A 24,896-nucleotide genomic window follows, 5' to 3' on the forward strand; every position below is an offset into this window, starting at 1 on the left:
GCCGGCCGCCGGCATCAGAAATGCGCCATGTAGCCGCCGTCCACCGCCAGCACGTGGCCGGTGACGTAGGAGGCCGCCGGCGAGGCCAGGAACACCGCCGCCCCGGCCACCTCTTCCGGCCGTCCCCACCGGCCGAGGGAGGTGCGCCGCGACAGCCATTCCCCCACCGCCTGGTCGCGCGCCTGCGCCTCGTTGGGCGCGGTGAGGAAATAGCCGGGGGCGATCGCGTTCACGGTGATGCCGTACGGCCCGAGATCGGCGGCCAGCGCCCGCGTCAGCGCCTCCAGCCCGCCCTTCGCCGTGGTGTAGGCGGCGTCGCCCGCCCGCGACAGCGGCCCGGCGATGGAGGTGATGTTGATGACGCGGCCGCCGGCCCCGCGCGCCACCATGCCCCGCGCCACCTCGCGCGTGAGATGCGCCGGGGCGAGCAGGTCCACCTCCACCAGGCGGCGGAAATCGGCATCCTCCATGTCGAGGAAGCCGCGCCGGTCGCGCGCGCCGGCATTGTTCACCAGGATGTGGATCGGCGACGCCGCCTTCAGCGCGGCGGTGACCGCCTGCGGGTCGAACACGTCCAGGGCGAAGGGTTCGGCCTTGCCGCCCTTGCGGATGATGGCGGTGACGGCGGCGCCGAGCCGCCCAGCGTCGCGCCCGTTCACCAGCACATGGGCGCCGGCACGGGCGAGGGCGGCGGCGATCTCGAAGCCGAGGCCCGCCACCGAGCCGGTGACGAGGGCGGTCTGGCCGTCGAGGGAGAAGGGATGGGTCACGGGCGGGCTCCGGCGTGGATGTCCCCGCCTTCCTAGAGTGCGATCCGACCCGTTGGAAACAGGTTCTGCTTCCCGTGGCCGGTGAATCGCCCTCTCGCTTTTTGATTGGAGACGGATGCGCCCGAGGGCCACGCCCGTCGGGCCGGCGGGATCAGGCCAGCAGGTAGCCCATGAGCGCGCCGCAGATGGCGCCGAGGAACAGGCCGCCGTCATGCAAAGCGAGGGCGAGGCGGCTCGGCTGCCCGGCGCGATAGATCCAGCCGGTGGCGCCCACCGTGGCGATGGACCAGCCCGCCCCCACGCAGATGAGGGCCGCGGTGATGGCCTCGGGGTTCCCAGGCGCTGCAGCGGCACGCCGATGGCGACAATAAGGGCGCCCGCCACCGCGATCGCCACCGGCGGCACGCGATCGCCCACCAGGGCCAGGGGGATCGCCGGCGCATACATGGCGGCCACGTGCAAGGCGATGAAGCCGAACACCGCCGCCCCGCCGATGCCGCAGCCGACCAGCGCCAACGGCGCCCCCGACATGACGGCGTTCATGCCGAACCAGGCCGCGCCGCCCACCAGGGTCGGCCACAGGATGGCCGAGAGCGGCGCCTTCGCCTTCGGCCGGAACACGGTGGTGGGGTCGGCCGCCAGCAGCACCGCCACCCCGAGGGAGCAGGTGTGGGCCAGCGCCGCCAGCGCCGCCGCGCCGACGAGGAAGAAGGGCGCCGCGAGCTGTTCCGCGAAGCCCGCGAGCGTCGGTCCGGCGAAGGCCGCGAGCACGCCGCCGGCCAGAACGCCGGCGGTGGCGGCGGCGGGACGGCCGCTCGCGGCCGCGGCCTCGTGCCGGTAGAAGAAGGAAAAGCCCTGGGCCATGCCGAGCCACAGCGCGCCGAGGCAGGCCCAGGCGAACTGCCGCTGCAGCAGCGCCGCCACCAGGAGCGCGCCCCCCGCGATGCCCAGCGACGCGCCGAGGGCGAAGCCGGTGCGCCGCCCGAAGGCGTCGCGCAGGAACGAGGCGGGGAAGGAGGCGAGCGCCGCTCCCAGCAGCATGGCGGCGAACGGCCAGGTGACAAGGCTCGGCCGCGGCGCCAGCATCGCCCCGGCCAGCGGCAAGGCGGCGGAGGCCACGGTCTGCGCCAGCACGGCGAAGGCGAACCCCAGGGCGAGGCCGAAGGTGGAGACCGGACGCGGCCCGTTGTCGTTGGCCGGCGCGTCGAGCTGCGGGTCGCAGACGCAGACCAGCATGCCCGCACGGGGTTCGGGAGCGGGCGCGGTGCGTCTCATGACGTCTTCAGGTCGCTCTTGGAGGGACCGTCCTTGGGCAGGTCGTCGTCGGACAGGACGCGCACCGCCGCCCCGTCGAGGTCGTCATACTGCCCGCTCCTGAGGCTCCACAGGAAAGCGAACAGCCCGCCGAGGCCGAGCAGCAGCGCGAGGGGAAGCAGATAGACGAGCACGTTCATGCGGCCGCCTCCTCCATGCCCGTCTTCGCCGCGCCTTTGGTCCGCGCGGTCCCGGCTTCGGCGTCGGCAGCCTCATCCTTGCGCCCCGGCCGGGCCGCGCGCAAGGCGTTGACGGTCACAAGTATGGAAGAGCCGGACATGGCCAGCGCGGCGATCAGCGGCGTCACGATGCCGGCGATGGCCAGCGGCACGGCGATCACGTTGTAGAGCACGGCGAGGGAGAGGTTCTGCCGCATCAGCCGCGATGCGACGCGGGCGCCGTCCACGGCGGCGAGCACCGGGGCGAGGCGCCGGCCGAGGAACACCGCGTCGGCATGGGCCTGGGTCACCGCCGCGCCGGTGGCCGGCGAGAGGGAGACCGAGGCGACCGCCAGCGCCGGGGCGTCGTTGAGCCCGTCGCCCACCATCAGCACCCGCCGGCCGGCCGCCTTGAGGGCATCGAGGGCGGCGATCTTGTCGGCGGGCTTCAGCCCCGCTTCCGCATGGGCGATGCCGAGGGCCTCCGCCACCGGCGCCACCGCCGCCGGCCGGTCGCCGGAAAGGATGCGTACATTGAGGCCGCGCGCCTTCAGGGCCGAGACCACCTCGTGGGCATCGGGGCGCAGCGCCTGCTCCACCCCCATCACCAGCGTGCGCTCGCCGCTGCGGAAGGCGATGAGCGAGGCGCCGTCGGGCAGGCCGGCCGGCGTGGCGGCAGCGCAAAAGGCGAGGCTGCCGAGGCGCACGCTGCGGCCGTCGACCACCGCCTCGACCCCCTGGCCGCTCACTTCCGTCACCCCCTCGATGGCCGGCCCGTCCGCCCGCCGGGCCACCACCCGGGCCAGCGGGTGGCGGCTGGACAGAGCGAGCCGCCCGGCGAGGCCCACGAGTGCCGCATCGGCGCCGGCGGGTAGCGCCAGGGCCGGCTCCGGCAGGGTGAGCGTGCCGGTCTTGTCGAACACCACCGTATCCACCGCCGCCAGCCGCTCCAGCATGTCGCCGGCATTGATCAGCAGGCCGGCGCGGAACAGGCGGCCGGTGGCCGTCACCTGCACCGCCGGCACCGCCAGCGCCAGGGCGCAGGGGCAGGTGATGATGAGCACCGCCACCGCGATCATCACCGAATGATGCAGCCCGGCCCCGGCCAGGAGCCAGCCGATGCAGGCCACGAGCGCGGTCAGGTGCACCATGGGGGCGTAGAGCCGCGCCACCCGGTCGGCGAGACGCACATAGGCGCCCTTCTCGGCCAGCGCCCCGTCGAGCAGGCGCTGCACGTCGTCCACCAGCGTGTTCTCGCCGCCCGCCGTGACCGTGAGATGCAGCGCACCCTCCCCGTTGAGGCTGCCGGCATAGACGGCGTCGCCCGGCTTCAGCGCCCGGGGCAGGGTCTCGCCGGTGATCAGGCTCTCGTCGATGCTGGAGCGGCCGGAGGCCACCGTGCCGTCCGCCGCCACCCGCTCGCCGGGCGGCACGAGAATGGTGTCGCCGGGCTTCAGCGCCTGCACCGGCACCAGCACCGGCACGCCGTCGGCGCCGAGGCGGTGGGCCATCTCGCCGCGCAGGGCGGCGATGTTGCCGGCGGTGGCGCGGGTGCGCCGGCGCGCCTCGTGGTCGAGGTAGCGCCCGGCCAGCAGGAAGAACAGCAGCATGATCGCGCTGTCGAAATAAGCGTGCTCCTGGCTCAGCGCCGTCTCGATCACGCTCATGCCCAGCGCCAGCGTGACGCCGATGGTGATGGGCACGTCCATGTTGAGCTTGCCCGAGCGCACCGCGCGGAACGCGCTCTGGAAGAAGGGCTGGCCGGCATAGGCGGCGGCCGGCAGGGCGATGAGGGCGGAGACCCAGTGGAAAAAGTCGCGCGTCTCGGGCGTGATGTCGGTGACGTTGCCCGACCACACCGAGACCGACAGCAGCATGATGTTCATGGCCGCAAAGCCCGCGACGCCCAGGCACCGCAGCAGCCAGCGGGCGTGGCGCGCCTCGCTCTCCTCGGCGCGGCCGGCGAAGGGATGGGCGCGATAGCCCAGCGCCTCCAGCTGGCTGACCACCCGGTCGGGAGAGGTCTCCTCGCGCCAGGCGACCGTGAGCCGGTGAGTGGAATAGTTGAGGCGCGCGCGCACCACGCCGGGCAGCGCCTTCACCCCGTCCTCGATCTCGGCGATGCAGGCGGCGCAGTCGATCCCGTCGATGGCGAGGCTCATCTGGGCGAGCCCGTCCTCCGAACGTGCGACGAAGATGGAATAGTCGATCGCCTCAGCCATGGCTCCATCCCCGGGGGCTTGCCGGGCCCCGCCAGCCAGTACAGCGAGAAGTTTCGGACCCGTAAAGAGGAAGAGTACGACAGGCCAGCCGACGCGACGAGCCGACCGGCCTGATCGTACTGAAGGTTCGGTCGACACTGGACGGTCGCCAACCGGCAGTCTCGTCGCCACCTCGGGAGACCGGTTCAAGACCGGACGACCGTTCAAAGCGGCTTACGGAAGCTGCACCCGATTCTTGGACCGGAACATCCGTTCCCCGCCTTGCGCAAAATCAATCACCAAGTCCCACTGGCCCGGCCCCGCCACCGCACGGGCACGGTAGCGCCCGTCCCCGAGGGGCTGGAGGTCGAGGGCCACGTCGCGGCGCGAATCGGTCGGGTGCGACAGCTCGCCGTCCGGCAGGAGCTCGGAGAGCGGCTTGCCGGCGGCATCGAGCACCCGCACCACCACCTCGCGGGCCTGCCCGCCCGGCGACTGGAGCTGCACCGACACGTTCCAGTGCCGCGCCGCCTGCCGCTCGGCCGCCTGGTGCTCGCCGGCGAAGGCGAGGCCCGCTTTGTAGGAACTTTCGGTCTCGACGCCGGCGAATGTCGTGACCGCATAGCGGGCCATGATCACGTTGACCACGATGACCACGCCGAAGAAGGCGAGAAGCATGAGGAGAACCGCGCGGCCGGTCAGTTCGCGCGGTGCCCGGGGAGCCGTGGTCGCCCGTCCCATGTGGTCGTCCCTCCGTTCGTTGTCCATCTGCCCGTCTCAGGGGCCGATGAAGTGGTCGTTGACTGCCGCCGACAGTTCCGATGCCTTGTCGCGGATGCGGAAGGTGATGGGCAGCGAGGCGGATGGCTCGAGCTTGTCACGGGTGGCCACCAGGACGCGGATCTCGCGGGTCTGGTCCGGCCCCACGGTAAGCGCATCGGCGCTGTCGCCGACCACCTCGAGGGTGGCTCCGGGGACGCCGTCGACGGACAGGGCGAAGGTGCGCTCCTGCAGCGCCTTGTTGATGAGGCGCACCGTGTAGGCGTTGCGGACGCCGCCGTCCGAGAGGCGCACGAACAGCGGATTGCGGTCGTGGATGGCGGCGACGCCTTCCGTCGAGCGGCCGATGAGCGCGGTGAGCATGAGGCCGGCGGCAAGGCAGATGAGCACCGCGTAGAGAATGGTGCGCGGCCGGATGATCCGCTGCACGAACGGCTTGCCGGCGAGGCGCGCCTCGAGGTTGGCCTCGCTCTCATAGGTGATCAGCTCGCGCGGGCGGCCGATCTTGTCCATCACAGTGTTGCAGGCGTCGATGCACAGGCCGCACTGGATGCACGGCAGCTGCATGCCCTGGCGGATGTCGACGCCGGTGGGGCAGACGGCGACGCACTGGCCGCAGTCGATGCAGTCGCCGGCCGGCTGCCCGTGCTCGCGCAGCACCGCCGCCTTCTTCACCGAGTTGCGCGGCTCGCCGCGGTCGTAGCAATAGGTGACGTTGAGCGCGTACTCGTCGGTCAGCGCGGCCTGGATGCGCGGCCAGGGGCACATGTAGGTGCACACCTGCTCGCGCATGTGGCCGGCGAGGGCGTAGGTGGTGAAGGTCAGCGCGGCGATGGACATGTAGGCGATCGCCGGCGCCTGGAAGGTGGCGAGCTCCTTCACCAGGGTCGGCGCATCGGCGAAGTAGAGCACCCAGGCGCCGCCGGTCCACCACGCGATGAGCAGCCAGACGGAGTGCTTGAGGGTCTTGTGGGCGAACTTGTCCAGCGTCCACGGCGCGGCATCGGCGCGGATGCGCTCGCGGCGGTCGCCCTCGATGAGCCGCTCGACCGCCATGAACAGGTCGGTCCAGACCGTCTGCGGGCACATGTAGCCGCACCACACGCGCCCGGCCACGGCGTTCATGAGGAACAGAAACAGCGCGGCCAGGATGAGCAGGCCCGCCACGTAATAGAATTCCTGCGGCCAGATCTCGAGGAAGAAAAAGTAGAAGCGCCGGGCGGGGAAGTCGATCAGGACGGCCTGGTTCGGAGCATCCGGGCCGCGATCCCAGCGCACGAAGGGCAGGAAATAATAGATGCCGAGGGTGACCGCGAGCACGATCCACTTGATGGTGCGGTAACGCCCGTGGACGCTCTGCGGATAGATCTGGCGACGGGCCTCGTAGAGCGGGATATCGTCATCCGACGCCACGGCGACCGCAGCAACGGCGGCCTTCGGCTCGGGGTTCGTGGACAGGGCAGTCATGGCTCGCTTGCCGAAGGTTGGCCGGTCTTCGCAAGGCCGGCGATACGGGGTGAGGGCAGGCCCTCGCGTTGGGGCCGGCTATGGTCTGCAGGGCTCTCCCTGTTGCCGGCGCCCAACATTCATACCTTAGAATGTTTGTGCGGCCCTGCTGGCGAAAGGTCGCGCAGTCGATTGGTCGCGCGACCTTTTGGCTCCCCGCGTCGCGCGACGGCGTTGCCGCAACGCTGTAGCAGCAACGCCCATGCCGCGCCGACGCCCCCCTCGTCCCGAACACACGGCGCCCGCGTGCGTCTCATCTGGCCGGGGCGCCGATCGCGATCGGCGCCCGAGCCGGTCCGGCTCCCGGAATTGAGCCACCCGGCCCGCGGTGCGGGCCGGGTGGCGAGGTCTTCGGCCGGTCAGCGGCCGCCGCCGAGCGAATACACGTATACGGTAAGCGCCTTGATGGTGGTCGGATCAAGGCGTGTGTGCCAGGCGGGCATCTCGTTGCCGCGGCCGTTGACGATACCAGCCTCGATGGTGGCCTTGTCCGAGCCGTAGAGCCAGATGCCGTCGGTGAGGTTGGGGGCGCCCAGTTCCTGGTTGCCCTTGCCGTCGTCGCCGTGGCAGGCAGCGCAGTTGGCGGCGAACACCTCCTTGCCCTTGTCGAAGTCGGCGCCGGGCTTGGCCATGCCGGAGAGGGTGCGGACATAATCGGCGACCGCCGAGATTTCCGCCTTCTGCAGGATGCCGTCGCGGCCGAAGGCGGGCATGGACCCGGTCCGCGTCTCGGAATCCTTCGAGCGGATGCCGTAGTTGATGGTCTGCTGGATCTGCGCCAGCGAGCCGCCCCACAGCCAGTCGTCGTCATTGAGGTTGGGAAAGCCGGTGGCGCCGCCGCCGCCCGCACCGTGGCACGGCGCGCAATTGTCGGCGAAGGCCACGCGGCCCTGGGCCCGGGCGAGGGTGAGCAGCGCCGGCGTCTGCTCGATCTGCTCGAGGGAGGCATTGGTGAGCTTGGCCGCGCTTTCGGCGCGCAGCGCCTGGAGATCGGCGAGCTGCGTCTGGACCGCCGCGCGCGAGTTCCAGCCGAGCAGCCCCGGCGTCGCGGAGTTGATCAGCGGCCAGGCCGGATAGAGGATCCAGTAGCCGACGGCCCAGACGATGCAGGCGTACCACACCCACAGCCACCAGCGCGGCAGCGGGTTGTTCAGCTCGGAGATGCCGTCCCATTCGTGACCGGTGGTCGAGACGCCGGTGGCGGCATCCACCTTGCCGTGGTGGGTTTCATGTGTCGTGCTCACGGGATCAATCCTCTTTGAGCGGAATATTGGCGGCGTCGTCGAAGTCCTTCTTCCTCGTTTTCGAGGGCCAGAAGGCGTAGGCGATCACCAGCGCGAAGCCGAGGACGAAGAGCAGCAGGCCACCGGTCTGGGCGAAGGAGGCAAGCCAGAGATAGGTCTCGTGCATCACTCACCTCACATTCGCCTGGTTGTCGTAGAGCTTGAAGTCCACGAGCGTGCCCAGCATCTGCAGGTAGGCGATGAGGGCATCCGCCTCGGTCACCTCGCCGGGATTGCCGTCATAGTCGCGCACCTGCGCCTTCGGGTAGCGCTTGGCGAGGGCGTCGGCATCGGCGGCATCGGTGGTGGCCTGGGTCTTCAGGTCATCCTGCCCCTTGGCGATCATCTCGTCGGTGTAGGGCACGCCGAGCAGCTTCAGGTCCTTCATGTCGGCGGCGATGTGCTTGCCGTCCAGCCTGGTCTTCGCCAGCCAGGGGTAGCTCGGCATGATGGAGGCCGGCACCACGGCGCGCGGGTTGTTGAGATGCTCGGCCTGCCACAGGTCCGAATACTTGCCGCCCACCCGGGCGAGGTCCGGGCCGGTGCGCTTGGAGCCCCACTGGAAGGGGTGGTCGTACATGCTCTCGGCCGCCAGCGAATAGTGGCCGTAGCGCTCCACCTCGTCGCGCAGCGGGCGGATCTGCTGCGAGTGGCAGTTGTAGCAGCCCTCCCGCACGTAGATGTTGCGCCCGGCCAATTCCAGCGGGGTGTAGGGGCGCATCCCCTCCACCTTCTCGATGGTGCTCTTCAGGTAGAAGAGGGGCGCGATCTCCACCAGGCCGCCGACGGAGATCGCCACGAGGATGCCGAGCATCAGCCAGTAGGAGTGCTTCTCGAAGATCTGGTGCTTGGCCCAGATGGAGGTGCCTTGCGATGCCATGGGGACCTCCCTCATTCAGCCGGCTGAAGGGCGAGCTTCTGCTCGGTCGCCGCTTCAGTCATGGTGATGGTCTTCCAGATGTTCCAGGCCATGATCAGCGCGCCGGCCAGGAACAGGATGCCGCCCAGGGCGCGGATGACATAGAGCGGGTGCATCGCCTCGACGCTCTCGATGAACGAGTATTCGAGGAAGCCCAGCTGGGTGTAGGCCCGCCACATCAGGCCCTGGAGGATGCCCGCCACCCACATGGAGGAGATGTAGAGCACGATGCCGAGGGTCGAGATCCAGAAGTGCCAGGAGACGGCCTTGAGCGAGTACATTTCGCGCTTGTTCCAGAGCCAGGGCACCAGGCAGTAGATGGCGCCGAAGGAGATGTAGGCCACCCAGCCGAGCGCGCCGGAATGCACGTGGCCGATGGTCCACTCGGTGTAGTGGCTGAGCGAGTTGACCGCCTTCACCGACATCATCGGACCCTCGAAGGTCGACATGCCGTAGAAGGCCACCGCCACCACCATCATGCGGATGACGGGATCCGTGCGCAGCTTGTCCCAGGCGCCCGACAGGGTCATCAGGCCGTTGATCATGCCGCCCCACGAAGGCATCCACAGGATGATCGAGAAGGTCATGCCCAGGGTCTGAGCCCAGTCCGGCAGCGAGGTGTAGTGCAGGTGATGCGGGCCGGCCCAGATGTAGATGAAGATCAGCGCCCAGAAATGCACGATGGACAGCCGGTAGGAATAGATCGGCCGCTCGGCGCGCTTGGGGATGAAGTAGTACATCAGGGCGAGGAAGCCGGCGGTGAGGAAGAAGCCCACCGCGTTGTGGCCGTACCACCACTGGAACATGGCGTCCTGCACGCCGGACCAGATGATGTAGGACTTCGAGGAGAACACCGACACCGGCACCGAGGCGTTGTTGCCGAGATGCAGCACCGCGATGGTGATGATGAAGGCGAAGTAGAACCAGTTCGCCACATAGATGTGCGGCTCAGTGCGCTTCAGCACGGTGAAGAGGAACACCAGGAGATACGTCACCCAGACCACGGTGAGGAACAGGTCCGAATACCATTCCGGCTCGGCGTATTCCTTGCCCTGGGTGATGCCGAGCAGGTAGCCCGTGCCGGCGATGACGATGAAGAAATTGTAGCCCAGCACGACGAACCACGGCGCGAGGTCGCCGGCGAGGCGCGCGCGCGAGGTGCGCTGCACCACGTAGAACGAGGTGGCGATGAGGACGTTGCCGCCGAAGGCGAAGATCACCGCCGAAGTGTGCAGCGGGCGCAGGCGGCCGAAGGAGATCCAGGGCAGGTCGAGGTTGACCACCGGGAAGGCGAGCTGCAGAGCCGCGATCACCCCCACCAGGAAGCCGGCGATCCCCCACACCACCGCCAGGATGGTGCCCACCTTCACCACGTCAAAATTGTAGTTGGGCTTGCCATCGATGAACTGGGGCACCGGACCGGCGGCCCGGTTCATGTAGCGGTTGCCGATGGCGAACACCGACGCGATGCTGGCCGCGGCGAACAGATACGCGTGGAACGCATATTCAGGCGTGTAGGCCTTGGCGGCGACGACGATCGCGAAGAAGGCGAAGGCGGCAAAGACCACCAGCAGCCCGGCTTCCCCGAACCGCATGGACTTCGCCGGCATCCGGACCGGATCTTGGATTGTTGACATTTCAGAACCCCTCGCGCCGAGGCATTAACACTGCACCTTCGGAGCCGTGGCGCACCATGCGCCGCAAGCCCGTTTTCTCCTTGATACAGGTCAAAGCTGCGTGAAGTGACGCGGTCGATGCGCGCTGCGACGGCCGGTCGCAACGCCAAAGGCTTAGCCGGCGATTTTATCGGCAGGCGGGCCAACTTTCGTCCTTTCCGGAAAGTCGGACAACTTAAGACACGTGGTCATTGAACGCGGTCGGCTGCATTTTAGCCACGGTCTGCGGCCTCACATCGCAGCGCTGATCTTGGCGACATCATGCCGCGCGGCATTCAGTCAAGGGTTTGACGAAATCTCGCCACGGCGATGCCCATGGCGACGAGCATCAACACCAGCAGCGCCGCGCCATCTACGCGCAGGTCGGAAAAGCCGGATCCCTTCAGCAGGATGCCGCGGACCATGCGCAGGTAGTGGGTGAGGGGCAGCCCCTCGCCGATCCACTGCGCCCACTGCGGCATGCCGGAAAAGGGGAACATGAAGCCCGACAGCAGGATGGAGGGCAGGAAGAACATGAACGACATCTGCACCGCCTGGAGCTGGTTCTGCGCCAGGGTGGAGAAGGTGTAGCCGATGGAAAGGTTGACGGTGATGAAAAGCAGCGTCGCCACCGCCAGCAGCAGCGCCGAGCCTTCCAGCGGCACGCCGAACAGCCCCATGCCGGCGCCGAGGATCAGCACCGCCTGCAGGATGCCCACCAGCACGTAGGGCGTGATCTTGCCCAGCATGATCTCCACCGGGTGGATGGGCATGGACAACAGGCTCTCCATGGTGCCGCGCTCCAGCTCCCGCGTCACCGACAGCGCGGTGTAGATGAGCATGGTCATGGTGAGGATGGTGCCGAGCAGGCCCGGCACGATGTTGAGCTGGCTGGTGCCGGCGGGATTGTAGCGCCGGTGCTGCACGATCTCGAACGCGCTGGTGCCGGCATCGTCGACGAAGCGCTCGCGGGCGAGGGCGGAGGTCACCACGCCGCCGAGCGCGGCGAGGGCATTGGCCGATCCCACCGGGTCGGTGGCGTCCGCCGCCACCAGCAGCTGCGGGCGGTCGCCGCGGCGCAGCGCGCGCTCGAAGCCGGCCGGGATCTCCACGAAGAACAGCACCTCGCCGGCGCGGATCATGTGCTCGGCCTCCTCCGCGCTGCCCGCCTCCTTGACGAAGGCGAAGAAGGCGGTGTTGCGCAAGGCGGCGAGGATGGCGCGGCTGACGTCCGTGTTCTCGTGGGAGAAGACCGCCGTGGGCAGCTGCCGCGGCGTGGTGTTGATGGCGTAGCCGAACAGGATCAGCTGCAGCAGCGGGATCATGATCATGGTGGCGAAGGTCACCCGGTCCCGCCGGAGCTGGATGAACTCCTTGACGATCATGGCGCCGACGCGCCGCAGGAAGCCGAAGGCAGCCGTGCGCGCGCTCATCGCAGCTCGTCCCTGGAGCGGCGCATGAGGTCGATGAACACGTCCTCCAGCGTCGGCGCATCGGCGCGGAAGACGAGGCGGGCGTCGCTCCGGAAGGGCGCGATGGCCGCCTCCAGCGCCGTGGCGTCGCGGCCCGACACGTGGAGCGCGGTGCCGAAGGGCGCCACCATGTCCACCCCCGGCCGCTCGGCGAGGTCGCGGCCGAGCCGGGCAACGAGCAGGCCCGCCTCGTGGCCGACCTCGCCAGCCACCTCCACGGTGACCGTGGTGAGCCCCGCCGCCGCGATCACGCTCTGCACCGTGCCCTGGGCGAGCAGCTTGCCGTAGGCGATGTACGCGATCTCGTGGCAGCGCTCGGCCTCGTCCATGTAGTGGGTGGAGACCAGCACGGTCAGGCCCTCGGCGGCGAGGTCGTGGATCTGCGCCCAGAACTCGCGCCGCGCCTGCGGGTCGACGCCGGCGGTGGGTTCGTCGAGCAGCAGCAGATCGGGACCCGGCAGGATGCAGGCGCCGAGCGCCAGGCGCTGCTTCCAGCCGCCGGACAGCGCCCCCGCCAGCTGCTTGCCCCGCCCTTCGAGGCCGAGGCGCTTCAAGGCGTCGGCCGCCGCCTTTTCCGGCTGCGGCACACCGTAGACGCGGGCGACGAACTCCAGGTTCTCCCGCACCGACAGGTCCTGATAGAGGGAGAAGCGCTGCGTCATGTAGCCCACATGCTCGCGGATGCGCCGGGATTCGGTCAGGATATCCATGCCGAGGCAGGTGCCGCGGCCGGAATCCGGCGTCAGCAGGCCGCACAGCATGCGGATGGTGGTGGTCTTGCCCGAGCCGTTCGGCCCGAGGAAACCGTAGATCTGCCCGCGCATCACCCGCATGGACAGGTTGTCCACCACGCGATTGCCGCCGAAGCTCTTGGACAGGCCCTCCACCTCGATGGCCACATCCGGCTTCGGGTCCGACCTCACCTCCGGCCGCGGCACCGGGCCCGGCGCATCCGCGCTCACGGCCTGGCGCCCAGGCTGACATTGACCGGCTGGCCAGGCCGCGCCTTGGCCGGGTCGTCGGGCCGGGCCTCCACCATGTAGACGAGCTTGGAGCGCTCTTCCCGGCTGTAGATGACCGGGGCGTGTATTCCGCCTGGGCGGCGATGAAGGAGACCTTCGCCGTCGTCGGCGGGCAGCCGTCGCAGGTGACGGAGACCGGGGCCCCGAGGGCGACCTTCGGCAAGGCGGCCTCGGGCACGAAGAAGCGCACCTTCACCAGGCCCGGCGGCAGCAGGGACACCACCGGCCGGCCCTCCGGCACCAGCTCGCCCGGCCGGAAGTAGACCGTCTGCACCGGGCCCTCCACGGAGGCCTTGACGGTGCGGCGGTCCAGCCGGACCTGGGCGCCCGCGAGGTTGGCGCTGGCGGCCAGCACCGCCTGCTCCGCCGCCTCGATGGCCTGGGTGCGGGAGGCGATGCCGGCGGCGGAGATGCGCTTGCGCGCCTCGTCCAGCGCCGCCTGGTTCTGGTCGTACTGGTGCTGCGCGGCGTCGAGGTTGGCCTGGGAGGACGCGCCCTTGGGCACCAGCGTCTTCTGCCGGTCGAGGTCGATGCGGGACAAATCGAGGGCGGCGGCGGCACGCTGCTCCGAGGCCTGCAGCACGGCAATCTCCTCGGGTCGCTGCAGCGGGGAGCGGGCATCGGCGAGGCGGGCCTGCGCCTCCTTCAGCTGCGCCGCCGCCGCATCGCGGTCGGCGATCTGGAGATCGTCCTCCACGCGGGCGACGACCTGCCCGACCTTCACCTGATCGCCCTCCTCCACCAGCAGCCGGGTGATCCGCCCCGGCTCGGTGGGACCGATGAAGACGAGTTCGCCCTCCACATATCCGGAGAAGGCCTGCGGGCCGCCTGCGTCGCAGCCGGCGAGGACCAGCGCGGGGACAGCCAGCGCGAGGAAGAGTGCGGCGCCTCTCAACTGTCTCTCCATCCGAGGCCGCGCAACAGCAGGTCGCGATGGGCGGCGAGAAAGGAACGCGCATCGAGCGGATCGATGGCGCCGAACATGCTGTTCCAGACCACGGCGAGGATCGCCGGCGATATCACCAGCTGGGGGAAGCGCACGGCGAGGTCGGAGGAGATCTCGCCGCGGTCGAGGCCGCGCTGGATGATCAGGCGCACCAGAGCGAGGCCCCGGGACACCACCTCGCGATGGTAGAAGGCGGCGAGCTCCGGGAAGCGCGGCCCCTCGGCGATCATCAGCCGCACCACCGCCTGGGCCGGCGTGTCGAGGATGCGCGCCGCCAGCAGCTCGATGAGCAGGTCGAGAAGCTCCCGCGTCGTCCCCGGGAACAGCGCGACCACCTGGTCGGCATCGGCGAGGACCGGGACGACGGTCTCTTCCACGAGGCCACGAAAGAGCGCCGCCTTGTCGGTGAAATAGAGGTAGAGCGTGCCCTTGGCCACGCCGGCCCGGCGCGCCACCTCGTCGAGCCGCGCACCGGCGAAGCCGTCGCGCGCGAACACGGCCAGGGCGGCTTCGAGGATGGCCCGCCGCCGTGCCGCCTTGTCCATGGGCGCGGCCCGCTTGCGGCGCGGCGCCGGGGCGGGCCTCTCCGCCGGCGGCAACGGCGCGGGCTCGCGCGGCCCGGCTTCCGAACCGGCGGCAGGTCCCGTAGGCGCTCTCGTCGTCGGCAGCATGGCGGTGGTGTCGTTCGCCGGCAATGAATGACTGACGCGTCAGTCACTACCACATCCGGCGCGAGCCGCCAACGCAGGCGCCGGGGACGCGACGATCAAACGAAGACGCCCTGCCTCCGGTGAGAGGCAGGGCGTTTCCTTCAGGATGGGCTGGCGGATCCGGCGGCCTATTCGGCCGGCGCCGGATGGTCGGGAGCCGGCGTCGCCGCGCGGCGCCCGGCGCCCAGGCCGGCCAGCCAGCGGGCGAACACGTAGAAGACCGGCGTGAACACCAGGCCGAACAGCGTGACGCCGATCATGCCCGAGAACACCGCCGTGCCCAGAGCCTGCCGCAGCTCCGAGCCGGCCCCCGTCGCCCACACCAGCGGCACCACGCCGAGGATGAAGGCGAGCGAGGTCATGATGATGGGCCGCAGGCGCAGCCGCGCCGCCTCCACCGAGGCCTCGCGCCGGCCGTGGCCCTGGTCCTCCAGCTGCTTGGCGAACTCGACGATCAGGATGGCGTTCTTGGCCGCGAGGCCGATGAGCACGATGAAGCCCACCTGGGTGAGGATGTTGTTGTCCTGCCCCCTCAGGATCACGCCGATGAGCGCCGCCACCAGGCACATGGGCACGATGAGGATCACCGCCAGCGGCAAGGTGAGGCTCTCATACTGGGCCGCCAGCACCAGGAACACGAACACGACGCCCAGGGCGAAGGCGAAGATCGCCGTGTTGCCGGCCCGCTGCTGCTGGTAGGCGAGCGCCGTCCACTCATAGGAGAAGCCCTGCGGCAGCACCTTCGCCGCCAGCTCCTGCATGATCTGGATCGCCTGCCCCTGCGAGTAGCCGGGCGCCGGCGAGCCGTCGAGCTCGGCGGTGGGGTAGAGGTTGTAGCGCGGCACCCGGTAGGGACCGGAAATGTCGCGCACGGTGGTGAAGGAGCCGAGCGGCACCGTCTCCCCGTTGGCCGCCCGCACCCTTATGGACAGCACGTCCTTCGGCTCCAGGCGGAACGGCGCATCCGCCTGCGCCTGCACCCGGAAGGTGCGGCCGAACAGGTTGAAGTCGTTGACGTAGGACGAGCCGATATAGGTCTGCAGGGCCGAGAACACGTCGGCCACGTTGACCTTGAGCAACTGCGCCTTCTGCCGGTCGATGTCGAGGAACAGCTGCGGCGTCGAGGTCTCGAACAGGGAGTAGACCTGCATCAGCCCCGGCGTCTGGGCGGCGGCGCCCATCATGGCGTAGGTGGCGTTGCGCAAAGCGAGCAGACCGTTGCCGGCGCGGTCCTCGATCATCATGCGGAAGCCGCCCGCGTTGCCGATGCCCTGCACCGGCGGCGGCTGCACCACGATCATCTGCGCTTCCTGGATCGAGGCCACCTTGCCGAACAGCGCGCCCTGGATGGCGGCCGCCGTCTGCTCGGGATGGCCGGCGCGCTGGGCGAACGGATCGAGGATCACGAACATGGCGCCCGCGTTCGGCGCGTTGGTGAAGGTGGCGCCGGAGAAGCCGGCGATGTTGACGATGTGGCCCACGCCCGGCGTGCCCAGCACCAGCTCGCCGGCGCGCTTCATCACCGCCTCGGTGCGCTGCATGGAGGCGCCGGGAGGCAATTGGGCGACGACGATGAGGTAGCCGCGGTCCTGCTGCGGGATGAAGCCCTGCGGCGTGGTCACGAACAGCCAGCCGCCAAAGGCGACGATGCCGGCATAGATGATGAGCATCAGCGCCACCACCCGCACCAGCCGGGACGTCATCCAGGCATAGCCGTTGCCGAGGCCCTCGAAGCCGCGGTTGAACAGGCGGAAGAAGCCCACCACCGGCCGCGCGTACCACGCGGGCTTCTCATGCGCCGAGCGGTGCGGCTTCAGCAGCAGCGCGCACATGGCCGGCGACAGGGTGAGCGAGACAAGGAGCGAGATCAGCGTCGAGCCGGCGATGGTCAGCGCGAACTGCCGGTAGAACTCGCCGGAGATGCCGGTGATGAAGGCGGTGGGCACGAACACCGCGGACAGCACCAGCGAGATCGCGATCAGCGCACCGCCCACCTCGTCCATGGTCTTGTAGGCGGCATCGCGCGGGGAGAGCCCCGCCTCGATGTTGCGCTCCACGTTCTCGACCACGACGATGGCGTCGTCCACCACGATGCCGATGGCGAGCACCAGGCCGAACAAGGAGAGGTTGTTCAGCGAGAAGCCGAACAGGGTCATCACGAAGAAGGTCCCGACCAGCGAGATCGGGATGGCGAGGATGGGGATGATCGCCGCCCGCCAGGTCTGCAGGAACAGGATCACCACCAGCACCACCAGCACGATGGCCTCGCCGATGGTGTGCACCACCGCATCCACCGACTGCTGGATGAATTCGGTGGGGTTGTAGAAGATCGAGTATTTCAGGCCCTCGGGGAAGGTCTTGCCGATGCGCGCCATCTCCGCGACCACCGCATTGCCGGTGGCGAGCGCGTTCGAGCCCGGGCGCTGGAAGATGCCCAGGTTGATGGAGATGTCCTTGTCGAGGAACGAGGTGGAGGCGTAGTCCTGGGCGGAGATCTCCACCCGTCCCACGTCCTTCAGCCGCACCAGAGCCTGGTCGGTCTGCTTGATGACGATGTCGGCGAACGCGGCGGGGTCCGACAGGCGGCCCAGCGTGCGCACGGCGATCTGGAAGGCGCGCTGGTTCGGCACCGGCGGCTGGTTGAGCACGCCTGAGGCCACCTGCACATTCTGCGCCTTGAGCGCCGCCACCACGTCCGTGGTGGTGAGGTTGAGCTGCGACAGCCGGTCCGGATCGAGCCAGATCTGCATCGCGTATTCGCGCGAGCCGAACACCGTGATGGAGCCCACGCCGTCGATGCGCGAGAGCACGTCCTTGATCTCGATATTGGCGAAGTTCGAGATGAAGAGCGGGTCACGCGAGCCGTCGGGCGAGTAGAGGCTCACCACCAGCAGCAGGTCCGGCGAGGACTTGGCGGTGATCACGCCCACCTGCTGCACCTCGGACGGCAGGCGCGGCTGGGCGATGGCCACGCGGTTCTGCACCTGCACCTGGGCGATATCGAGGTCGGTTCCGATGTCGAACGTCACCGAGATGGAGAAGCGACCATCCGCCGTCGAGTTCGACGACATGTAGATCATGTGCTCCACGCCGTTGATCTGCTGCTCGATGGGCGCCACCACCGTCTCGGCGACGATTTCCGCCGAGGCGCCGGGATACTGCCCCGTCACCGTGATCACCGGCGGGGCGATCTCCGGATACTGGGCCACCGGCAGGCGCAGGTAGGACACCGCGCCGAGGATGACGACCACCGCCGAGACCACCGAGGCGAAGATGGGGCGATCGATGAAGAAGTGGGAGAAGCGCATGACGGCCGCCTCACTTCGCCGGGGCGGGCGGGGCGGCGGCGGCTGTGGCGGGCTTGGCCTCCGCCATCTGCGGGTTGACGGTGACCCCCGGCCGCACGCGCATGAGGCCGTTCACGACCACCTTGTCGTCGGCGGAGAGGCCGCTGCGGATGACCCGCAAATCGTCCACCAGCGGGCCGAGGGTGACGACCTTCTGCGCCACCTTGTTTTCGGGGCCCACCACGTAGACGAACTTGTTCACCTGCTCCGTGCCGATGGCCACGTCCGGCACGGCAAGCGCCTGGTAGGGATCGGAGGACTGCAGGCGGATGCGGGCGAACATGCCGGGGCGGAACAAGCCGTTCTTGTTGTCGAACACGGCGCGCCCGCGGATGGTGCCGGTCTCGCGGTCGATCACGTTGTTCAGAAAGTCGAGCCTGCCCTGGTGGACGAAGTCCTTGTCGTCCAGCAGCTTCAGCGACACCGGGTCACCCTTGATCTCGGCGCTGCCCTTGCGGCGCGCGATGCGCAGCAGCGAGGCCTCGTCGATGGTGAACTCGAAACGGATGGGGTCGGTGGAGACGATGACGGCCAGAAGCGTCGGCGAGCCGGCCGTGCCGCCAGTGACGTAGTTGCCCACCGACACCCGGCGGTCGCCGATCTGGCCGGTGACCGGCGCCCGCACCTCGGTGAAGGCGAGGTCGAGCTGGGCGGAGCGCACCTGCGCCTCCTGCGACTGCACGATGGCCGCGGCCGTCCGCTCGGCCTGGGTGCGCTGGTCGAAGGTCTGCTTGGAGATGGCGTTGGAGGTGCGGTCCTCCAGCAGCGTGCGCGCGCGCTCCAGGTCCGCCTTGGCGAAATCGAGGTTGGCGCGCGCCTGGGCGAGATTGGCCTGCGCCTGGTCGACCGCGATCTTGAACGGGCGCTGGTCGATGGTGAAGAGCAGGTCGCCCTCCTTCACGATCTGCCCGTCGGTGAAGCCGATCTTGTCGAGATAGCCCGAGACGCGGGCGCGCACGTTCACCTCGTCGACGGCGACGAAGCGGCCCACGTATTCCTCGCGGTCGGTGACGGTCTTGGGGGTCGGATTGGCCACCGTCACAACGGGAGGCGGCGGAGCGGCGCCCTGGGCGGCAGCCTCGCCGGCCGTGGCCAGCGGCAGCGCCAAAGCGAGCGCCATCGCAAGGTAGCTGAATACTTTTGGGCACGCGACGTGGGGCATCGGTCCGGCTCCTGGACGGGCGCGAGCGTCCGTCGATGAACATGTGCGAAGGTTCGGCACCTCCCGCAACCGATGGCCGAAACCGGAAAATCGGCCGTTCGTCTAGCACAGCTGTGTGCAATGCAAAACGCCCGGGCGGAAAAAGTTCACATCCGCCGGCCCGGGTCAACCGGTTTGGACGGGTTTCGCCCGTCCCATGACACCGGCCAGGAACGACCGGCCGAGAAGCAGCACCACCGCCGCCGCGTACACCGCCCCGCCCACCGCCACGACGCCGGCGAGCATCACTTCCTCGCGAGCGGGAAAGCCCTGCGGCAGCAGCAGCTGCAACCCGGACGAGGTGGCGTACAGGACCGCGGCGACCAGAACGAGAACCATGCCCAGGCGCCGGAGATGTCCGCCGAGCGGCGCGTCCCCGACGGGAAAGCCGCGCCGGACGGCGAAGACGATGAGCAGTCCCACATTGATCCAGCCGCCCACGGCGGTGGCGAGGGCAAGGCCCACCTGGGCGAGGCTGCCCATGAGGGCGAACTTGAGCGCCACATTGAGCGCCACCGCGCTGAGCGAGGCGATCATGGGCGTGCGGGTATCGCCGCGCGCATGGAACGGCGCGATGAAGGCCCGCACCACCACGAAGGCGAGCAGCCCCACCCCGTAGGCCTGCAGCGTCGCCGCCGCCGCCGCCGCGTCGGCATTGGTGAAGGCGCCGCGGGCGAACAGCGCCCGCATGGTGAGGTCCGGCACCGTGAGGGCGGCGGCGACGAAGGGGATGGCGAGGAGCGCGGCGAGCTCGATGGAGCGCGCCTGCGCCTCGGCGGCTCCGGCATCGTCCTTCGCCGCCAGCCGGCGCGCCATCTCCGGCAGCAGCACCGTGCCGACGGCGATGCCGACCACGCCGATGGGCAGCTGGTTGATCCGGTCCGCGTAATAAAGCGCGGACAGCGCCCCGGCCGGCAGGAAGGTGGCGATGATGGTGTCGGCGAACAGCGCGATCTGCACCCCGGCCGATCCGATCACCGCCGGGCCGAGGGCTTTCAGGAACTGCCGCGTGCCGGGATCCAGCTTCGGCCGGCCGAATCGCAGGCCGATGCCGTGGCGCTCCGCGTCGAGCCCGACGGCGAAGAGCTGCGCGACGCCGGAGATCAGCACCCCCCACGCGGCCGCATGGCCGGCGGTGGGAAACAGCGCGGCGCCCAGCAGCGTGCCCACCATGCAGACATTCATCAGGATCGGCGCCGCCGCCGCCATGGCGAAGCGGTCGGAAGCGTTGAGCGCGCCGGACACCAGCGTCGCCACCGAGATGAGCGCCAGATAGGGGAAGGTGATGCGCGTGAGCGTCACCGCGAGGCCGAAGCGTTCCGGATCGTCCGCCAGCCCGGGCGCGAGCAGCCCGACGAACTGCGGCGTGAAGCCCAGCGCCAGGGCGAGCAGCACCGCGTGCACCAGCATCATGGCGGTGAGGATCTCGTCGGCGAACGCCCGCGCGTCCGCGACACCTCCCTGTTCCCGCAGCCGGGCATAGGTGGGCACGAAGGCGGCGTTGAAGGCGCCCTCGGCGAAGATGGCGCGGAAGTGATTCGGCAACCGGAAGGCGACGAGGAAGGCATCCGCCACCGGCCCCGCCCCCAGCACGGCCGCCATCACCACGTCCCGGATGAAGCCGGCGAGGCGGGAGACGAGCGTCAGCCCGCCGACGGAGAGGATGTTGCGGAACATGAAATCAGGCCGGCCCCTCGAGACGCGGCCGGACCCTAGAGCACAGGCAGGTGCCCGCGCAATGCGGCCTGGCCGCCGCCCCCGATCAGGCCGCCAGGGCCCGCTTCACCGCGTCGACGATGCGGTCCTGCGTCGCCTCGTCGAGATAGGCGTGGATGGGCAGGGAGATGACCTCCTCCGCCAGCGCCTCGCACACCGGCAGAATGGCGCCGGCGGCGGGATAGTGCCGATAGGCAGGCTGCAGGTGCATGGGCAGGCGGTAGTAGACCGCCGTGGGAATGCCCTCCGCCTTCAGCTTGTCGGCGAGACCGTCGCGCACGCCGGGGGCGAGGCGGATGGTGTATTGCGCCCAGACCGAGGAGGCGCGCGGATCCACCACCGGCACCGTCGCCACGTCGCGCAGGAGCGCGTTGTAGCGCAGGGCGATGCGCTCGCGGGCGGCGATCTCCTCCTCGAAGATGGCGAGCTTCTCCAGCAGCACCGCCGCCTGCACCGTATCCAGGCGGGCGGTCATGCCGATGCGCACGTTCTGGTACTTGTCCACGCCCTGGCCGTGCTCGCGCAGGCTCTTGAGCACCGCCACCAGCTCCGCGTCGTCGGTGAGGATGGCGCCGCCGTCGCCATAGGCGCCCAGCGGCTTGGCCGGGAAGAAGGAGGTGGCGGTGGCATCGCCGATGGAACCGGTGCGCTTGTTGTTCCAGGTGCCGCCGAAGCCCTGCGCCGTGTCGCACAGCACCTTGAGCCCGTATTTCTCGGCGATGGGCAGGATCGCGTCGTAGTCGGCCGGCTGGCCGAACAGGTCCACCGGGATCACCACGCGCGGCTCCAGCCCCTGCGCGATGGCCACCTGGATGGCGAGCTCCAGGCTTTCCGGGTCCATGTTGAAGGTGTCTTCCTTCACGTCCACGAACACCGGCGTCGCGCCCAGATAGGGCACCACCTCGGCGGTGGCGCAGAAGGTGAAGGCGGGACAGAACACCGCCTCGCCGGGCTTCACGCCCCACGCCATGAGCAGCAGCGCCAGCGCGTCCGTGCCGCTGGAGCAGGAGACGGCATATTTCGCCCCGGCAAAGGCGGCGAGCTTCTCCTCGAAGGCGGTCACCTCCGGCCCGTTGATGAAGCGGCAGGAGGCGAGCACGCGCAGCACCGCCTCGTCGATGCGGCTGCCGATGCGCGCGCGCTGGGCGGCAAGGTCGATGAAGGCGATGGGGGCCGTCTGGGCCGTCGCGGGAGAGGTCATCTCTTATCCCTGGCAGATTTCCGAAGGAGCAAAATCCCCAGGGCCGATGAGCATGCCTCATTGGCCCTGGGTCAAGCCCGCGCGGCGCTTGAGCACACCCCACCGGCATCGGTCGCGGACCAGGGCCGGTGGCATGAGCGGGCGGATCGGGCGGGCGGGCAGATCGTGCGGACTGATCGTGCGGCCACGGGGCGCGGACGACGCCGCCCGTCCCGGTCAGCCGACGGCGCGGCGCCTGGCGGTTTGCGCGGCGCTGGCCCCGGGCAGGCACGACATGGCGATCTCGAGGCTCGCCACCCCCTCCTCGCCGGTGACTTCCGGCGGGCGGCCGGCGCGCACGGCGGAGAGGAAGTTTTCGAGCTCCGCCCGCAGCGGCTCGGCATAGGCCACCGGCAGGTGACGGGTGGAATAGGACCCGTCCGGCCGGTAGTCGAAATGCTCGGTCACCTGGCGGGTGAGCAGGTCGCCGATGACGTACTTCTTCGAGGTCGCCACGTGCACCGTGCGCGCCTTGAAGGGGGTGAGCCAGTTGGTGTTGATGTGGGCGAGCACGCCGGAGGCGGTGCGGAACTGGAGCAGCGCGATGTCCTCGCGCTCGGCCAGCGCCGCCGAGGTCTGCGGCTGCACTTCCACGATGTCCGATTCGGTGAACCAGCGGATGAGGTCGATGTCGTGCACGGCGAGGTCGATGACCACGCCCACATTGGACATGCGTGGCGGGAAGGGGCCGACGCGGGTGATGGCGATGGACAGGAGGTTCTCGCCGCGGATCGCATCCTTCACGGCGCGGACCGCCGGATTGAAGCGCTCCACGTGGCCGACCATCAAGGTCACGCCCTTTTCCCGGGCGGCGGCGATGATCTCACGCCCTTCCTCTGTGGTGGAGGCCACCGGCTTCTCCACCAGCACCGAGCAGCCGGCGGCGATCACGTCGAGGGCGATGGGGTGGTGCAGGTGGGTGGGTGCCGCCACCACCACCGCGTCGAGGCCGAGGTCGAGGAGCGCGTGGTGGTCGCCCACCGCCTTGCAGCCGAGAAAGCTGGCGACCCGCTGGGCCTGCTCCTGGTCGGGGTCCGCGACGGCCACCAGTTCGGCGTCGGGCAGCCCGGAGAGAACGCGGGCGTGGTTGGAGCCCATGATGCCGATGCCGGTGACGCCGATGCGCACCGGCCCGGCCTGCATCCGCCTCGTCGCTTGACCCGTCATTTGGCCTGCATCAGTCACTTGGCCTGCCACCTGACCTGCCTGGGCGCGCTCCGTGGCGGGCGCTGCCGGATGAGCCATTTCAGCCCTCATCTGTGGTTACCGAAGCGGGCTCGTAGCATGAACATAGTTAAAAAGGCGAGGAGCGGCGTCAATTGCACGCATCGGCAGCGTTCAAGAATTGCATCCCCTTGTTACCGGCACAGGCCCGGGCCGGCCGCGGCGGGGCTTTCCCTGACCGGCGCGAGGGCCTATCACAGCGCGCTTTTTCCAAACCGGGAGTAGGGCTCGGCCCATGCGCAAGATCGTCGCCGGCAAGCTGCACGGCATCACCGTGACCGGGGCCGAGCTGAATTATCACGGCTCCATCACCCTCGACCCCGACCATTGCGAGGAGGCCGGGATCCTGCCGCTCGAATTCGTCGAGATCTGGAACCGCAATTCCGGCGCCCGCATCTCCACTTACGTGATTCTCGGCGAGCGCGGCTCACGCTGCTGCATCCTCAACGGCGCCGCGGCGCGCACCTGCCAGCCAGGCGACCAGGTGATCATCTGCAATTCGGTCTACGTGACCGAAGGCGAGATCGTGACGCTGCGCCCGCGGGTGCTCACCTTCGATGCGGAAAACCGCATCGCCTCCCGCCTCACCTACGAAGTGACGCGGGACACGAGCGGGCGCTATCACTTCGCCGTGCGCGACGAGGCTGGCACGGCCCAGCCGGTGCCGCTGCGGGCTGCGCCCGGCCACGCCGGATAGGCGGCGCGCGGCCAGCGCCCGCCCGCTCGAACCGGCCTGGCGTGGTCGGGCGTCAGAACTTGTAGTTGAAGCCGACCCGCGCCGTCTGCGAGGTGGCGCCGGCATTGGCGCCGAGGCTGTCGTAGAACTTGGAGCCGAAGTCGGTGTAGAGGTACTCGGTCTTGGCGGTCCAGTGGTCGGTCAGGGCATATTCGATGCCCGCGCCGGCGGTCCAGCCGGTCAGGGTCTGGGACTGGCCGAGCCCGGCGAAATCAATGGAATTGTTGCCCCAGGCCAAGCCGCCGGTGACGTAGGGGAGCACCCGCCCGAACGCATAGCCGAGCCGGGCGCGCACGGTGCCGAACACGTCGAGCGTGCTGGACACCGCGGGCGTGCCGCCGCTGATGTCCCCGCCCTGGACGTCCGCCTCCACGCCGGCGACGATGTTGTTGCTGAACTGGTAGTTGTAGCCGACTTGGCCGCCGGCGAGCCAGCCCTTGGGATCGACGCCCGCGACGGCCAGCGCGTCCTGGCCCGAACCCCAGTCGTACCCGGCATTGCCGCCGATATAGAACCCCGTCCACGAAAAGACCGGGACCGGGATGGCCACGGGCGCCTTGGCGACGGGTGCGCGGGCGAGATCGGCGGCGGCGGCGGGACCCGAGATGGAACCGGCCACCAGGGCCGCACAAGCTGCTGCACCGACGAGAAACCGCTTCATGGCCGCGCTCCCTCGCATGCCGACAGGTGTAGCAA

19 protein-coding genes and 1 pseudogene are annotated in these 24,896 nt (G+C 69.5%); 1 reads left to right on the forward strand and 19 read right to left on the reverse strand.

The window, feature by feature from the left end; translation table 11 throughout:
* Positions 1-14: 14 nt before the first annotated feature.
* The 18 genes and pseudogenes from EZH22_RS32550 to EZH22_RS03350 form a co-directional block, all read right to left on the reverse strand.
* On the reverse strand, positions 15-2,045 hold the full coding sequence (locus tag EZH22_RS32550; RefSeq protein WP_333473674.1) for an SDR family oxidoreductase: 2,031 nt from the start codon (positions 2,043-2,045) through the stop codon (positions 15-17).
* Positions 2,042-2,224, reverse strand: a complete 183-nt coding sequence (gene ccoS, locus EZH22_RS03270; protein WP_203194351.1) for a cbb3-type cytochrome oxidase assembly protein CcoS — start codon at positions 2,222-2,224, stop codon at positions 2,042-2,044. Before ccoS ends, EZH22_RS32550 begins: the two co-directional genes overlap by 4 nt.
* On the reverse strand, positions 2,221-4,464 hold the full coding sequence (locus EZH22_RS03275) for a heavy metal translocating P-type ATPase (RefSeq protein WP_203194352.1): 2,244 nt from the start codon (positions 4,462-4,464) through the stop codon (positions 2,221-2,223). Before EZH22_RS03275 ends, ccoS begins: the two co-directional genes overlap by 4 nt.
* A 213-nt stretch (positions 4,465-4,677) precedes the next feature.
* The gene (locus tag EZH22_RS03280; protein WP_231711281.1) at positions 4,678-5,211 is read right to left on the reverse strand and encodes a FixH family protein; all 534 of its coding nucleotides are present in this window, start codon (positions 5,209-5,211) and stop codon (positions 4,678-4,680) included.
* 9 nt (positions 5,212-5,220) lie between these two features.
* Positions 5,221-6,690: a cytochrome c oxidase accessory protein CcoG gene (ccoG, locus tag EZH22_RS03285; RefSeq protein ID WP_203194353.1), complete on the reverse strand. Its 1,470-nt coding sequence runs from the start codon at positions 6,688-6,690 to the stop codon at positions 5,221-5,223.
* Between the two features lie 398 nt (positions 6,691-7,088).
* Positions 7,089-7,973, reverse strand: coding sequence for a cytochrome-c oxidase, cbb3-type subunit III (ccoP, locus tag EZH22_RS03290; RefSeq protein WP_203194354.1), 885 nt, complete (start codon positions 7,971-7,973; stop codon positions 7,089-7,091).
* A gap of 4 nt (positions 7,974-7,977) precedes the next feature.
* Complete coding sequence (locus EZH22_RS03295; RefSeq protein WP_203194355.1) at positions 7,978-8,139, reverse strand: cbb3-type cytochrome c oxidase subunit 3; 162 nt, start codon at positions 8,137-8,139, stop codon at positions 7,978-7,980.
* Positions 8,140-8,142: 3 nt separating this feature from the next.
* Complete coding sequence (gene ccoO, locus EZH22_RS03300) at positions 8,143-8,892, reverse strand: cytochrome-c oxidase, cbb3-type subunit II (protein WP_203194356.1); 750 nt, start codon at positions 8,890-8,892, stop codon at positions 8,143-8,145.
* An 11-nt stretch (positions 8,893-8,903) separates the two neighbouring features.
* Positions 8,904-10,526, reverse strand: coding sequence for a cytochrome-c oxidase, cbb3-type subunit I (gene ccoN, locus EZH22_RS03305; RefSeq protein ID WP_203194357.1), 1,623 nt, complete (start codon positions 10,524-10,526; stop codon positions 8,904-8,906).
* Between the two features lie 356 nt (positions 10,527-10,882).
* Positions 10,883-12,019, reverse strand: coding sequence for an ABC transporter permease (locus tag EZH22_RS03310; RefSeq protein WP_203196362.1), 1,137 nt, complete (start codon positions 12,017-12,019; stop codon positions 10,883-10,885).
* The gene (locus tag EZH22_RS03315; RefSeq protein ID WP_408647663.1) at positions 12,016-13,020 is read right to left on the reverse strand and encodes an ABC transporter ATP-binding protein; all 1,005 of its coding nucleotides are present in this window, start codon (positions 13,018-13,020) and stop codon (positions 12,016-12,018) included. The genes EZH22_RS03310 and EZH22_RS03315 overlap by 4 nt, the downstream gene beginning before the upstream one ends.
* A gap of 178 nt (positions 13,021-13,198) precedes the next feature.
* Positions 13,199-13,987: pseudogene (locus EZH22_RS32785) on the reverse strand (HlyD family secretion protein); the annotation flags it as partial.
* Entirely contained in the window at positions 13,972-14,571 is a 600-nt protein-coding gene (locus EZH22_RS03325; RefSeq protein WP_231711283.1) for a TetR/AcrR family transcriptional regulator, read from the reverse strand. The pseudogene EZH22_RS32785 and the gene EZH22_RS03325, both read right to left, overlap by 16 nt.
* Before the next feature lie 293 nt (positions 14,572-14,864).
* Entirely contained in the window at positions 14,865-18,044 is a 3,180-nt protein-coding gene (locus tag EZH22_RS03330; RefSeq protein WP_203194359.1) for an efflux RND transporter permease subunit, read from the reverse strand.
* 10 nt (positions 18,045-18,054) lie between these two features.
* Entirely contained in the window at positions 18,055-19,245 is a 1,191-nt protein-coding gene (locus EZH22_RS03335) for an efflux RND transporter periplasmic adaptor subunit (RefSeq protein ID WP_203194360.1), read from the reverse strand.
* 165 nt (positions 19,246-19,410) lie between these two features.
* Positions 19,411-20,961 carry a murein biosynthesis integral membrane protein MurJ gene (murJ, locus tag EZH22_RS03340; protein WP_203194361.1) on the reverse strand — a complete coding sequence of 517 codons (1,551 nt, stop codon included), beginning with the start codon at positions 20,959-20,961 and terminating at the stop codon, positions 19,411-19,413.
* Positions 20,962-21,046: 85 nt separating this feature from the next.
* Positions 21,047-22,201, reverse strand: a complete 1,155-nt coding sequence (locus tag EZH22_RS03345; protein WP_203194362.1) for a DegT/DnrJ/EryC1/StrS family aminotransferase — start codon at positions 22,199-22,201, stop codon at positions 21,047-21,049.
* 216 nt (positions 22,202-22,417) lie between these two features.
* Positions 22,418-23,407: a Gfo/Idh/MocA family protein gene (locus tag EZH22_RS03350; protein WP_203194363.1), complete on the reverse strand. Its 990-nt coding sequence runs from the start codon at positions 23,405-23,407 to the stop codon at positions 22,418-22,420.
* 292 nt (positions 23,408-23,699) lie between these two features.
* Here EZH22_RS03350 and panD point away from each other — a divergent pair, with 292 nt between their 5' ends.
* The gene (gene panD, locus EZH22_RS03355) at positions 23,700-24,161 is read left to right on the forward strand and encodes an aspartate 1-decarboxylase (RefSeq protein ID WP_203194364.1); all 462 of its coding nucleotides are present in this window, start codon (positions 23,700-23,702) and stop codon (positions 24,159-24,161) included.
* Between the two features lie 52 nt (positions 24,162-24,213).
* On the opposite strand, the gene EZH22_RS03360 is transcribed toward panD, so the two are convergent.
* A complete protein-coding gene (locus EZH22_RS03360; protein ID WP_203194365.1) occupies positions 24,214-24,861 on the reverse strand; it encodes an outer membrane protein in 648 nt (215 codons plus the stop codon).
* Positions 24,862-24,896 lie beyond the last annotated feature (35 nt).

This window comes from Xanthobacter dioxanivorans, from assembly GCF_016807805.1.
Lineage (GTDB): Bacteria > Pseudomonadota > Alphaproteobacteria > Rhizobiales > Xanthobacteraceae > Xanthobacter > Xanthobacter dioxanivorans.

Bases quoted from the DNA above. Each gene is read 5' to 3' on its own strand.
- EZH22_RS32550 (WP_333473674.1), bottom strand. From the start codon at position 2,045: ATGAGACGCACCGCGCCCGCTCCCGAACCCCGTGCGGGCATGCTGGTC.
- ccoS (WP_203194351.1), bottom strand. From the start codon at position 2,224: ATGAACGTGCTCGTCTATCTGCTTCCCCTCGCGCTGCTGCTCGGCCTC.
- EZH22_RS03275 (WP_203194352.1), bottom strand. From the start codon at position 4,464: ATGGCTGAGGCGATCGACTATTCCATCTTCGTCGCACGTTCGGAGGAC.
- EZH22_RS03280 (WP_231711281.1), bottom strand. From the start codon at position 5,211: ATGGACAACGAACGGAGGGACGACCACATGGGACGGGCGACCACGGCT.
- ccoG (WP_203194353.1), bottom strand. From the start codon at position 6,690: ATGACTGCCCTGTCCACGAACCCCGAGCCGAAGGCCGCCGTTGCTGCG.
- EZH22_RS03295 (WP_203194355.1), bottom strand. From the start codon at position 8,139: ATGCACGAGACCTATCTCTGGCTTGCCTCCTTCGCCCAGACCGGTGGC.
- ccoO (WP_203194356.1), bottom strand. From the start codon at position 8,892: ATGGCATCGCAAGGCACCTCCATCTGGGCCAAGCACCAGATCTTCGAG.
- ccoN (WP_203194357.1), bottom strand. From the start codon at position 10,526: ATGCGGTTCGGGGAAGCCGGGCTGCTGGTGGTCTTTGCCGCCTTCGCC.
- EZH22_RS03310 (WP_203196362.1), bottom strand. From the start codon at position 12,019: ATGAGCGCGCGCACGGCTGCCTTCGGCTTCCTGCGGCGCGTCGGCGCC.
- EZH22_RS03325 (WP_231711283.1), bottom strand. From the start codon at position 14,571: ATGGACAAGGCGGCACGGCGGCGGGCCATCCTCGAAGCCGCCCTGGCC.
- EZH22_RS03330 (WP_203194359.1), bottom strand. From the start codon at position 18,044: ATGCGCTTCTCCCACTTCTTCATCGATCGCCCCATCTTCGCCTCGGTG.
- EZH22_RS03335 (WP_203194360.1), bottom strand. From the start codon at position 19,245: ATGCCCCACGTCGCGTGCCCAAAAGTATTCAGCTACCTTGCGATGGCG.
- murJ (WP_203194361.1), bottom strand. From the start codon at position 20,961: ATGTTCCGCAACATCCTCTCCGTCGGCGGGCTGACGCTCGTCTCCCGC.
- EZH22_RS03345 (WP_203194362.1), bottom strand. From the start codon at position 22,201: ATGACCTCTCCCGCGACGGCCCAGACGGCCCCCATCGCCTTCATCGAC.
- EZH22_RS03350 (WP_203194363.1), bottom strand. From the start codon at position 23,407: ATGACGGGTCAAGCGACGAGGCGGATGCAGGCCGGGCCGGTGCGCATC.
- panD (WP_203194364.1), top strand. From the start codon at position 23,700: ATGCGCAAGATCGTCGCCGGCAAGCTGCACGGCATCACCGTGACCGGG.
- EZH22_RS03360 (WP_203194365.1), bottom strand. From the start codon at position 24,861: ATGAAGCGGTTTCTCGTCGGTGCAGCAGCTTGTGCGGCCCTGGTGGCC.